At 62.1% G+C, this 12,706-nt stretch carries 6 protein-coding genes and 1 other RNA gene; 4 read left to right on the top strand and 3 right to left on the bottom strand.

Features of this window, described 5'->3' with window-relative positions:
• The first annotated feature begins 33 nt into the window (after positions 1–33).
• Positions 34–1,611, top strand: coding sequence for an asparagine synthase-related protein (locus L2Y97_RS14115; RefSeq protein WP_247427684.1), 1,578 nt, complete (start codon positions 34–36; stop codon positions 1,609–1,611).
• A 54-nt stretch (positions 1,612–1,665) separates the two neighbouring features.
• Here the strand turns inward: L2Y97_RS14115 and L2Y97_RS14110 are convergent, their stop codons facing one another.
• Positions 1,666–4,113, bottom strand: coding sequence for a glycosyl hydrolase family 95 catalytic domain-containing protein (locus L2Y97_RS14110; RefSeq protein ID WP_247427682.1), 2,448 nt, complete (start codon positions 4,111–4,113; stop codon positions 1,666–1,668).
• Between the two features lie 285 nt (positions 4,114–4,398).
• On the opposite strand from L2Y97_RS14110, the gene L2Y97_RS14105 reads away from it, so the two are divergent.
• The 3 genes from L2Y97_RS14105 (at position 4,399) to L2Y97_RS14095 (ending at position 8,967) form a co-directional block, all read left to right on the top strand.
• Entirely contained in the window at positions 4,399–7,311 is a 2,913-nt protein-coding gene (locus L2Y97_RS14105; protein ID WP_247427679.1) for a TonB-dependent receptor, read from the top strand.
• Between the two features lie 42 nt (positions 7,312–7,353).
• Positions 7,354–8,556, top strand: coding sequence for a glycoside hydrolase family 27 protein (locus L2Y97_RS14100; RefSeq protein ID WP_247427677.1), 1,203 nt, complete (start codon positions 7,354–7,356; stop codon positions 8,554–8,556).
• A 195-nt stretch (positions 8,557–8,751) separates the two neighbouring features.
• A complete protein-coding gene (locus L2Y97_RS14095) occupies positions 8,752–8,967 on the top strand; it encodes a hypothetical protein (RefSeq protein ID WP_247427674.1) in 216 nt (71 codons plus the stop codon).
• 49 nt (positions 8,968–9,016) lie between these two features.
• Here L2Y97_RS14095 and L2Y97_RS14090 read toward each other — a convergent pair whose 3' ends face one another.
• Positions 9,017–11,845: a TonB-dependent receptor plug domain-containing protein gene (locus L2Y97_RS14090; protein ID WP_247427671.1), complete on the bottom strand. Its 2,829-nt coding sequence runs from the start codon at positions 11,843–11,845 to the stop codon at positions 9,017–9,019.
• A 415-nt stretch (positions 11,846–12,260) separates the two neighbouring features.
• Positions 12,261–12,653: a transfer-messenger RNA gene (gene ssrA, locus L2Y97_RS14085) on the bottom strand.
• Positions 12,654–12,706: the final 53 nt, after the last annotated feature.

Genomic DNA, 12,706 nt, shown 5'->3' with positions numbered 1-12,706 from the left:
CAGGGGCGGCTTTTTCGTCGAGGGAGTCCGTGGGTGATCAAGGCCGAAGTGGCGTTAGCCGACCTGTCATTTGAGCCGGTGTGGCGCGAAGGTTCGTTGTGGTTAGGGACTAGCCGTATGACGCCGTACGCGCATCCCATGCTCGAGACTGTGTTGGTGCGTGCGCCAGGTCGATGGTTCATGGTGGTCAGGGAGCGTCAGGCCGATTCAGGCGGGCATGCGAACGTCCACGGTCCCATCGTCGATGCACGTGATGAAGCGACGTATCACGCCATTCACCAGGCGTGCCTGCTGTGGCCGCTCGATTATGTGATGGTCGAAGTGGCGCAAGCCGGACGGCGCGTGCGCGTTCGTGCCGGCATGCTCGGCACCGCGCCGGTCTATTGTGCGGTCGGGGATGACCGGGTCACCCTCTCGTGGGATTCGGCTGACTTTGCTCGCTACCCCGCGCTGCTTGATACGGAAGTGGCGAGCCATCAGCTGGCGTTGCGCACCACGTACGCGGCGCGGCAGCTGTACGCCGGTGTGGTGCTGCTCACCGAGCGAGCATCGCTGCACGTCGAGCCGGGGCGGGCACGCTACCGCTACCCCGAAGCGATGGAGGAGGGCGGTCCACCCGCAGAGGATGGCGAGGACCGGTTGCCCGGGTTTTCGGAAGCACTGCAGCGCGCGGTGTCACTGCGGCCATGGCCCGACGGTGCGGCGTCGCTGGAACTCAGTGGCGGCATGGATTCGGCGACCGTCGCGGTGGCGCTCGCCCAGCGCCATCGCGACATCGATAGCAAAGGCATCCTGCTTGATGGCGAGGTGCGTGCGCCGCAGGCGCACCGCCGCCAACGTATCGCCGAACGCCTCGGCCTTGCCGACCATACGGTGGACATCACCGCGTTTCCGCCGGGGTTGGATCTGGCGCTGCCCGCCGAGCCCTACGGCTTTTGCCGCGAGTTCTATCTGGAAGCCTGCTCGGCCTTGTGGGCTTCCGCGCGCGATAACGGGCGCCACACGCTGTTCACTGGCGTGGGCGGTGATGAGCTCTTCCCTGCGTACCTCAATGAAGTTTCCGAAGAGACCGCCAGGGGGCCGTTGTGGGGCCGTGACGCACGCAGCTATGCGGAAGCCTTGCTGACCCCGACGGCACTTGCCGCTGCGCACGGCCGGCCCCTGTTCGATGCGCCGCTCAGCCCGGTGCCAGTCACCTCGCTGCTCGCCAACGCGTGCCGGGCGCCGGACTTACTCAAGCATGGGCAGTGGCCAGTGCACCCGCTGAGTGATCCGCGGCTGGCCTACTTCTGCCATCGGCTGCCCCGAAGTAGCCGTGAGGGGCGGGAGGTGATGCGGAGGTATCTTGAAAGCCACCTGGGCGGCGATGTGTTCCCCAAGGGCTATCTCAAGGAAACCTTTGCGAACGTGCTGCCGCCGCTCCTTGCGCGGCACGCGGGCCGCCTCGCGGCGCAACTGGGCGAATGCGCGTTGGCTGATCTCGGATTGGTGAAACGGGAAGCCGTGCTCGCGTTGCTACAGACCATCGCGGAGACGCACTCGCACCCCGCGGCCTCGGCGTTTGCTTCGTTTCTTTGGCTCGAGCGTGTTGCAAGGCAGGCCAGTGCATGAGGGTGATGGGCGCAGCCATGTTGGCGTCAGCCGCACCGCGCGGCAGCCCACTCGCTATGCAGATTCGTTCGGGGACAGCGTCACCGCCCCACCGCGCGGCAGCGTGATGTCCTTTACCCACGATCCGTGCATCAATCGGGTCGTCTTCCCACCGACGCTGCGCACCGTCACTGACGTGACCTTCCCCTGTTTCCACGCCAGGTCGACCTGGAAGCCGCCGCGTGCGCCGATGCCGGTCACGCTCCCCGACGCAGCCCACGCCGTGGGCAAGGCAGGCAGGAGGCGGATCACCCCTGGCCGCGATGAGACAAGCATCTCCAGCATGGCCGTTGGCGTGCCGTAGTTCGCATCGATCTGGAAGGCATCGTGGTCGGCGTCCAACTGGTACATATCGAACAGGTTGAGCGCGGTGCCGTTGCTTCGTTGTACGGAAGGCTTGAGGTTGTTGAGGACGAGCTGGTAGGCCTTTTCCGCTTGGCCTAGGCGCGCCCAGCACATGGCGCGCCATGCACTGGCCCAGCCGTAGCCCCCGGTGCCACGCGCCTCAAGCAGCTTCGTCACGCCCTCGATCAATGCGGGCGGGCTGTTGTCCGTACGGATCCTGTCCCCGGGAAAAAAGCCGACCAGCGGGGAGAGGTGCCGGTGTTGGGGTTCGCCCAGGTCATCCGGTGACATCCATTCCTCGAGCCAGCCTGTTCTGGGGCTTACCTGTGGAAGATAGAGCCGCGCCTGTAGTTGAGCTACGGTGGCGGCGTAGTCCGCATCCTTGCCCAGCAACGCGCTGGCCTGACGATAGTTTTCAAACAGATCCCACACCCATTCCTGTGAATACGTGTTGCCCTTCGCATCGGTGGGGCCGTGTTCCGGCGACCAGTCGGCATCGTCGATAAGGACCTCGCGCATATGGCCCGATGCGGGATCTTTCACGCTTACCGTCAGCAGTCGCGCCTCCCAAAACTCACAGGCGCCCTTCAAGAGCGGATAGATCTGCGCAAGGTAGGTGGGGTCGGGGCGGTACTGGTAGTGCTGCCACAGGTTGTTACACAGCCAGGCGTTGCCGGCCGGGTGCCAGCGCCACCCACCACCACCGTAGATATTGGTGGAGATGCCCACGGTCCAGCCGGCGAGCTTCCCCGAGCTGTTCCGGTAGTTGTTCCGCGGATCGTTGAAGTGTTTGCGGGTGGCTTCGGTCCACGCGCCCACCTGGCTAAGGCAGTACCGGGTGAAGGGATCGAAGCAGGATGGCAGGGCGGCCCGGTCAGGCAGCCAGTAGTTCATCTGGATGTTGATGTCGTTGTGATAATCGGCCATCCACGGTGATTCGTTGCTGTCGAGCCATAAGCCTTGCAGGCCGGTCGGCAAGCTATCCCTTGAGCCAGCGATCGTGAGGTACCGGCCGTACTGAAGGTACGTCGCCTCGAATTCCGGATCGGCGGACGAACCGGTCTCGGCGCGGGCCTTGAGGCGCGCCCACGTGTCCATGGCGCGCTGCGTCGTGGTCGATGCGCCCAGGTCGACATGCATGGCGTCGAACAGGGAGCGGTAATCGGCGACATGGGTATGGAGCAGGGTGACAGGGTCCTGCCGTGCAGCGGTGCTGGCCTTGCGGGTGGCAAGGACCAGTGGATTCAGCGTGGCATCCATGTACTCCGCTGCTACGTCCGGTGTGTAGTTGGTGCCGCCGCATACGATGATGGAAAGTGTGCTGCAGTTCGCAAAATGAACGGCTTCGCCGTTAGTGTCGAGACGTCCCGACGATGCCGACGCGAGGGCATGCGCGGCGTACCGCAGGCCGTTGGCCAGCGTGCCGTCGAACTGACAAGCCGCCATCCCGTCACCGTTCACGGATACAGCGCGAGTTACATCGCCGTGCATGCCATGACACGTCAGCGAGCCACTGAACGTGCCCCCGGCGGTCTGCGAGACCTGGATGGCGATGACATCATCGGGGTGGCTGGCAAATATGTTCCAGTTGTAACCGATACCGTCCTTTCGATAGGAAATCCGCAGGTAGCCCTGGTCCAGGTCGAGCTCTCGCCGGTAGTGGCTGATGTGCGCGGCATCGTGCCCGTCGATCGACAGGTACAGCCTGGCAAGCATGACCAGGCTGCCAAAAGACTGGGTCGAATAATCGAACTGGCCATCCTGACCCAGCGCCACATCGCGCTTGCCCAGCCACATGGAGGCGTCCGTGAGGTACAGGCATGTGGATGCCGGGTCACCACCCACAAGCGCGCCGATGCGGCCGTTGCCAACCGGTAAGCCTTCGCGCAGCAGGTTTGCTTCGGCCGCAGGCGTGTCGTACCAGAGGGCATGGCGCGCTGCGGTCGCGGGGAGAGGGCCTGCGGGGCGTTGCACGGGCTTGCCTTCCGTAAAGCGGGGCAACGCAAGCCAGGGAAGCAGGGTGGCCATGGTGCCGCTCACCTTCAGGAACTGGCGCCGATCCATCCGGTTGGCCTGTCGTTCGCCGTTGCCTGCCTTTGAATCGGACTCGCTCGTCATCGGCGCTGCCAGGCCCTATGAGTTGATTTGTAAGACAAATAAATCTAAACCGCCCCCGAAGGCCTTGTCATGCTGCGGCGCAGCTTGTTGAGAGGGCCGAATTTGAGCAACGATCAATAAGTACTACAAATGAGCGGTAGCTGCTGAAGGCTCTGTCTGACGTTTGCGGTGACGGGGAAAAACGAGGCTTTGTGGTGCCGCCCTAGGGAGCGGCACCGGTAAGCATCGGGTAGCAAGCCGTGTTTGCTTATCGGGGTTTAGTCCACAAAGTCGGGGAGGGTAACCATGCAGCTAACGAAGTTGGCGGTCGCCGTGCGGCGGTCGCTCGTGGTCACGGGTGTCGCTATGGTGGTGGGCTACGGCGCACCTTTGTTTGCGCAGACCGCAACCGGTCCGGATGCGACGCCTGCGGTGACGCCTTCAGCCACGCCAGCGGCGCAGGCGGCCAAGCCCGCGAAGGCCGCCAAGCCGGCCGCGGATAACACCGACGAGAAGAAAGTCACCGAGTTGGGCGCCGTGGCCGTCACGGGCCAGTTGGCCGCGCTGCAGCGCGCGCAGGCGATCAAGCAGGATGCGGTCAACGTCGTCGACTCCATCTCCGCCGAGGAGGCGGGCAAGTTCCCCGATCCCAACGTGGCGGACGCACTCCAGCGCGTGCCCGGCGTATCGGTGAACCGCAGCGGCGGCGAATCCAGCCAGATCGCCGTGCGTGGCTTCGGCCCGGACTTCGTGGCCGTCACGGTGAATGGCCGGCCCATGGCCACGGCCTCCGGATCGCGCGCCTTCAACTTCGATGTGCTGCCATCGGAAATCATCAGCGTGGCCCAGGTCAACAAGACCTCCTCGGCTGACATTTCCGAAGTGGATATCGGTGGCGTGGTGGATATCCAGACCGCACGGCCTCTCGACTTCAGCGGTTACCACGGCGCGTGGAGCGGGGCTGGCGTCAACAGCAACCTGACGGGCTCCTGGGAGGGCAAGACCACGCCGAAGGCTTCCGGCCTGCTGGGCTGGACGAATGCGGATCACACGTTCGGCTGGATGGCCAACGCCACGTACTACAAGCGGAAGGATACCCAGCTCAATACCCAGGCCAACTCCTGGTATGCCGGGCAGAACATCTCGGTTGACCCGAACCAGACCACGCCGACGTATGCCAACGTTGCCGTGCCGGAGACCCTGGCGACCAACGTGCTGGACGAAACGCGTACCCGCAAGGGTGTCAGCGGTGCCATTGACTGGAAGCCGATCGACCAGCTGACGGTGCAGTTCGATACCTTGTTCTCGAGCTACAAGGTGGACGGGCTCGAGCATGAGTTCGGTGAGTACGGCAACACCGGCGATATCCAGTCGATGACGGTGGACCCGAACGGCACCGCACTCAACTTCGTGCGCAAGAGCCAGGGCCCCAACGTCATGGCGAACGACTACGTCATGTCCTACGCGCCGAGCTACGAAAAGAGCTACCAGAACGGCCTGAACCTCGGTTTCGATATCGACCAGGACACCAAGCTGAGCCTGGATGTCTCCAGCTCCAAGGCGTGGAACAAGGAAAGCCCGAACGGCTACTTCCTGGTGATTGGTGCAAAGAACTTCGGCACCAACCCCACCTGGACCAATGGTGGCAACAGCGAGCCGCCGAGCTATTCCAACATCCTGTCGACCACCGACATGTCGAACCTTTCGGCGCACTGCTGTAATGCGGGTTCGGGCAACAACGTGACCAACAAGGTCAACAACTACCAGCTCAAGCTCGATAAGGCCTTCAACGACGGCGTGCTCACCCGGCTGCAAGCGGGCGTCCAGTACACCAAGCAGTGGGTGAAGTCGGATAGCTGGGGTACGCCTAACGGCATCCTCTGCAACGCCTACTGCGGTTACTCCCTCAACGTGCCGCCGGAAGCCGTCGGTGCCTACGTCTACGAGGCGCCGTCGAAGATCCACGGCGTGTCGTCGCCCGGCGCGCCGTCCGAGTGGATCCAGTACGACCCGCGTGCCTACCTGGCCTGGCTGGCGTCGCCGGCCGCGTACAACCAGCTCCCGGACGACAAGCGCAACGCCTTGCTTGCCGGCCTGGCAGCGAACGGCGGGACCCTGGATGCTGCCCCCAACCCCGGTAGCTACAACAACGTGGGCGAGAACCAGAAGGCGTTCTTCACCAGGGCGATCTTCGAAGGCAACGCGTGGAACATGCCCTGGGCGCTCGATGTGGGTGTTCGGTATCTCAACGTCGTCTCGACGTCCACCGCAGTGAACCAGCCGCCGGTGACGTACTACGTCGACCCGAACGACACCAGCAATGCCCAGGTATCCTACGGCCCGCTGGCTCCGCAGTCGGCCCAGGGCGGTTACCACAAGTGGCTGCCGTCGATGAACTTCAAGTGGACCCTGCTGGATAACCTGGTCTACCGCTTCTCGCTCTCGAAGACCCTGACCCCGCCGCAGCTCAGCAACCTCTACTACAACACGAGCTACGGCGTGCGCCCGAACTCGCTGACCATCTCGCGCGGTAACCCACAGCTCCAGCCGTATTCCTCGCGGAACTACGACATGGGCCTGGAGTGGTACATCGACGACGCCAGCTACCTCGCGCTGGAAGGCTTCTACAAGAAGGTCAGCAACTTCAGCACGCTGGTGAGCACGCCGGTGCAGTTCCTGACCGACCAGAACAGCGGGCAGCCCCTGACCTGGTCGCTTACCCAGCCGGTCAACCTGAACTCGTCGAACATCTACGGCGAAGAGCTGACCTTCAACTATCAGTTCAAGAACCTGCTGCCCGATCCGTTCGATGGCCTGGGCATGGCGCTGAACTACACGCATGTGAAGAGCAGCACCTCGCTGAGCCCGGGCCTCATCTCGACAGCGGGCAAGTTCGCGGTTCCCGGTATCGGCGATTCGGCCAACGCCAGCCTGTACTACGAGAAGGGCCCCGTGCAGGTCCGCGTCGCGTACAACTGGCGTGGCAAGTACCTGGAGAGCATTTCCTACGGCGGCGGTGCCCAGCCGGCCACGCGCAGCGCCTACGGCCAGGTGGACCTGAGCGCGAGCTATGCGATCAACAAGCATCTCTCGGCCTTTGTGTCGGGTACCAACCTGACCCACGAGCACCTGTACGACTACTCGGTCTACCGCAACCGCTTCCTGTACGCCGAAGCGGATGGCACGGTGTACACGGTGGGCTTGCGGGGTACGTTCTGATGATGGGCTCGAACTTTCTCACGACCAGCACGAGGTATAGCGATGCGGGATAACCTGGCAACCATCCTCCGGGGCGCCATTGTTGGCACGCTCATGTGCGCGGCAGGCATCGCTACCGCGCCTGCGCAGGCAGCCGAGACAGCCGACCTGCTGCCGCAGATGGGCTTCAACAACTGGAATTCCACGCATTGCCGTGCCGAGTTCGATGAAGCCATGATCCGTGGCATCGCCGACAAGTTCATCAGCCTGGGGCTGAAGGATGCCGGCTACCGCTACGTGAACGTGGATGACTGCTGGGCCAACTGGCAGCGCGACAAGGATGGGCACCTGACGCCCAACCCGAAGCGCTTTCCGAGCGGGATTGCGGCGCTTGCCGATTACATCCACGAGCGTGGGCTGAAATTTGGCGTGTACTCCAGCGCGGGTACCTCCACCTGCGAGCCGCTGCAGGAAGATCGCGGCTTCCCGGGTGGCCTGGGCCATGAGAAGGACGATGCGAAGACCATCGCTTCCTGGCACGTGGATTACCTGAAGTACGACAACTGCAACAACCAGAAGATCGACGCGAAAAAGCGCTACACCGACATGGCCAACGCCCTTCGCAACAGCGGCCGGCCGATTTTCTTCAGCATGTGCGAGTGGGGCGAGAACAAGCCCTGGCTGTGGGCGAGCAAGGCGCCGGTCAGTGCCGGGTCGTGGCGCACCACGGGCGACATCACCGACACCTATGCGTCGATGCTGAAGATCTTCAAGGAAAACGTGGTGCTCGATAAGTACGCCAGCCTTGGGCACTGGAACGATCCGGACATGCTCGAAGTGGGCAATGGCGGTATGACGGATGTGGAGTACCGCAGCCACTTCAGCCTGTGGTCGATCATGGCCTCGCCGCTGCTGATCGGCACCGACCTGCGTACGATCAAGCCGGAGGCGCTGCAGATCCTGCTGAACAAGGATGTGATCGCGATCGACCAGGATCCGCTGGGCGTGCAGGGGCATCAGGTGCGTGATGCCGATGGCATTCATGTGATCGTGAAGCCGCTTAAGGATGGCGGTAAGGCGGTGGCGGTGTTCAACGAGGGGGATTCGGCCAAGGATGTCTCGGTGGCGCCTTCGGAGATTGGGCTGAAGCCAGGTGGCAGCCATACCGTGCGGGATCTCTGGGCGCATACCGACGCCAAGGGCGATGGGGCGATCAAGGTGACGCTCGCGCCGCATGCCACGGTCATGTATCGCATCAGCAAATAACGCCTCGCGGGCCTATCGTTAGCCCAAAACGGCACATTTGCTTCATTCGCGGTGGCAGGTCACACATCGGTGACCTGCCGCCTGCGAACCTGCATGGTGTCCCGTGGCACCTCACCCCGTCACGACGACCTGGCCGCGCCTGCCTCCTCAGCAGGCGCGGCCCCCTTCATTGTGACTTCTCGCAGGAGAGTTGCCGTGCAGATGCAGATGCATATCACCGATGAGCGTGGTCGCCGCAGAAGGGCGACAGTCAGCTATGACGCCTTTGACCACCAGGTGGCCTGGGTCGCCGAGGTAGAGGGCGATGGGCAAGATGTGCCGTTGTCCGGCACGGCGGCGGATGAGGCCGGGGTCGCGCCTGCGGTGCAGGTGGCGGCGCTGCGGTGGGGGATTGCGTCGCGAAGGGGCTGAAGGGACATCCCTGTCCGTCCAGCCCCTACGCCTTCCTGCATCGCGAAAATCAGAACTTATAGTTCGCTTCCACGTACATCGTCCGGCCATAGATGTTGTAGTCCAGCTCGTTCCACGGGCTCGACTCGGTACCGAGGTAGGAATGATCCTTCGGAGGCATCTTGTTGAAGACGTTGTTCATCAGGAAGGACAGCTCCAGGTCCTTGAAGCCCTTGTAGCTGACCGACGCGTTGTAAACGATCCACGGCTTCAGCTTGCCGGCTTTGCCGGTCACGTAGTCACCCGACTGGGTGGCTGCGTAGTTCGGCGTGGCGCCGTACCTGTTGAAGTACGCGGTGGTGCTCCACTGGTCGTTCGGGCTTATCCACGTGACGGAGCCATTCACCTTCGACTTGAAGTCGGTCGACCAGTCCGGCCGGCGCAGCAGGTCGATGTAGTCATCACCTGGCAGCGGCTGGTAGGTGTGCTTGAACAGGTCGCTGTAGCTGGTGTCGAACATGAACGTACCGAAGTGCGGGGTCGGTAGCATGTAGCTGAAGTCCGCATTGAGCGCATTCACCTTTTCGTTCGAGACGTTCACCTTGGGCGTGCTGATCGTGTCGATCGTGCCGAGCAGGCCATCAATCGTCGCCGGGTTGCGGGTGATCTTCGTGAACGCGTTCGTGCAGGTCGGGCTGCTCGGGTCGTAGTCACCGTTGTAGCAGTGGTATTCATCCAGCGAGAGCTTGTCTGCCGATTCCTCGGCGACCTCGTTGGAGATATCCCAATGCAGGTAATCCACGGAGAACTTCATGCGGGCTACCGGCGACCATACGAAGCCATAGCTCCACACCTTGGCAGTGATCGGCTGCAGTGCGGGGTTGCCAGACTGCTTGCCACTGAACTGCGCGTTGCTGTAGTTGCCATCGCACTGGTCAGAATGGGCCGGATCGAAGCCAAGTCGGGCGCAGTTCGCGTAATCGGTCACGCTGCTGTAGTAACCCGATTCACCCATGAACTGATCGGAGAGGTTCGGTGCCTTGAATGCCGTGCCGTACTTGCCGCGCAACAGCAGCGTATCGAACGGGCGCACTTCGATGCCGAAGTTGTAGGTGCCGTGGGCGATGGTCTGGTCGGCCACCTTGTAGCCGTCGTAACGGCCCGATACGTCGAAAGTCAGCCACGACAGGACTGGCGCACGGAACTCGGACGTCAGCGCGTAACGGCTGCGATGGCCCGCACCCTGTACATCCGACGCACCCCAGACGTTGCCATCCAGCATGTTGTCCGAAGGAACATAGGCCCAGCCCTGGTTTCCGCCTTCGGCGACCATGGCAATACCCGCGTCACCACCCGGGAGCGAGAACAACTCTCCGTTCGTCACCTGGAAGCGGAGCATGTTGTCCCAGGTCTTCGCCTTGGTATGGTCCCGCGTGGTGAAGCTATCGAAGTCGGCGGGCGTGATCGGCCGGTAGAACTGGTCGTAATTGACCGCGTACGTCGGGTATGAACCGTCGTACGGGTCCGGTCCCAGGTCGGGGCCCATCGCCTTGTTGATGAAGAAGTTGTCCATCGGATCCGCCAGGCGGTCCACCGATGACGTGTTCAGATGGTCTTCGCTATGGGTGAAGCCCAGGTCCCAGTTCCACTTCTGGTCCCAGACGCCATTGGCGCCCAGGGTAGCCATCACGCTGTTTTCCTTCTGCTTGGTCATGATGTTCTTGTAGCCACCGACTTCCTCATCGGTGAAGCCACGCTGGAGCGCCACGTAGTCGTCCAGGTTTGGATCGTAGATCGGACCAAAGTCAGACTGTGAGCCCCACCACATGTAACCCGGGCCCGAGCTCCACTTCTGCTCGCCGTGATGAAACAGGAAATCGCCGTACAACTGGGTATTGGGCGTGGCGTCGAAGGTCGCATGCGTATAAAAGTCGGCGTTCTTCGAGTCGTTCTGCACGGTGCGGAAGCCGGGGCTATTGAACGAACCGCAGTAGGGGTTGGCCTGGCCGGAGCGATACTGCTTGCCTTCGCCGCCATGCATAAGGCCAACCGTGTTGGCGCAATCATTGGGGTCGGCGAAGATGTAGCTGTTCTTGCTGGTGGTCAGTGAGTTGACCAGGAAGTCGCGACCTGCGGCAGCGGGGCTATCGGGGTTGCCCGTGAAGTACTGCTTTGACAGGTTGCGCTGCGAACCCCAGATGGGATCAACCTTCTCAAGCTGGGCGCCCACCAGCACATTCAACTTGTCCCACTGGAAGCTGTCGGCGAAGGAGATGCGATGCGATTGGGCGCCGCCGTTCGTCGTCCAGCCGTAGCGGTAATCGATGGTGGGGCGATCCACCTTCTTCTTCAGCACGATGTTGATGACGCCGGCGATGGCGTCCGAACCGTACAGCGAGGACTGGCCGCCGGGCAGGATATCGATATGGTCGACCAGGTCCGCCGGGATGCCCGAGATCGAGTTGAACGAATCGCTGCCGTTATAGAGGGCAGGGAAATTGCCCATGGGGCGGCCGTCGATCAGGTACTTGGTAAAGCCGACCGGCAGGCCAAACATCGAGAGCGACTGCGCGCCGGGCGTGAAGCCCTGGGTGAACTGAGCGCCCTGCACGGAGCCCGTGGCGAACGACGATGACTGCAGTACTTCCGCGATCGTCGAGAAGCCTTTCGCCTTGATCTGTTCGGCGGTGATGGTAATCGTCGGCGTCGCCGTTTCGATCTGCGAGATCGGAATCAGTGAGCCGGTCACGGTTACCGCGTCGAGCTTCTGTGCGTTCTTTCCGTCGTTCGTGGCATCGTTTGCCGTAGTGTCCTGTGCGTAGGCATGAGCGCTCATTAGCGACGATGCGATGGCAATGCCCAGGATCGAACGACGGAGATTCTTCGAAATATTCAACATGCGTTCCTTATGCAGAATTCAAAGCAAGGGCCGTACTCCAGGCAGACTGGTGGCGTAGTTCTCGCATGTCAGATCCCCCTGAAACGTCGAATCTGCCTGGGGCCCCCTAAGCGCCCAGGCAGCGAAGCGTTGGCCGAGTGGCTCGACCAAGCTGAAGGCCAGCATAACAACTTGCGTAATAAAATATAAAGAGCGCAGTAATCAGCGTGACAAGATTATTTGAAAAGCCGCGTCTTGTCGGGTTTGACGCAATATATTGCGACCTCGTGATTCACCGCGCGCGTTGGCGCATCGCGTCGTGCGATCCGTGCGCGGATACGTGGCGCTTGGGTGATAAGCGCGCGTGAGCGCCTGTGTTTTCGGGATCCCCAAAAGCAAAACGGACCAACGTTTCATCGTTGGTCCGCTGCTGAAGTGGTGGAGATGGCGGGAGTCGAACCCGCGTCCGAAGGCGTTTAATCCCCAGATCTACATGCTTAGCTCACCGTTAAGTCTCGTCCACCGACAGCACGGCGTGCTAAGCGCACCGGTGGACATACCTGATTAATCTGGCGTCAGCCCCACAGGCGGAGAGGCTATCGGCGGTCCCATGATAGTGACCCTACACCGGCGAGCATGAGCACAAGACCGGTTCGGGGGTTTGGCCTTTTTTAGGGGCCGGACAGCTTAGGCGGCGAGAGCCACCGAGTTGTCACCGTAGTAGTTGTCATTGGCAACTATATGTTTTGCGGCTGGTTTAACGAGGAAAGCTGCCCCCTCGGCATGCACCAGTAGATCGCACTACCCCCGTCGAAACCAAAACATCCCCGGGGAAAACGTGGTGTATCTACAGCCCACAGTATATGGCCGGGGCTAGGGTGT

Source organism: Luteibacter aegosomatissinici (genome assembly GCF_023078495.1).
GTDB classification, from domain to species: Bacteria; Pseudomonadota; Gammaproteobacteria; order Xanthomonadales; family Rhodanobacteraceae; genus Luteibacter; species Luteibacter aegosomatissinici.
This window is presented reverse-complemented; position numbering and strand designations above follow the sequence as displayed.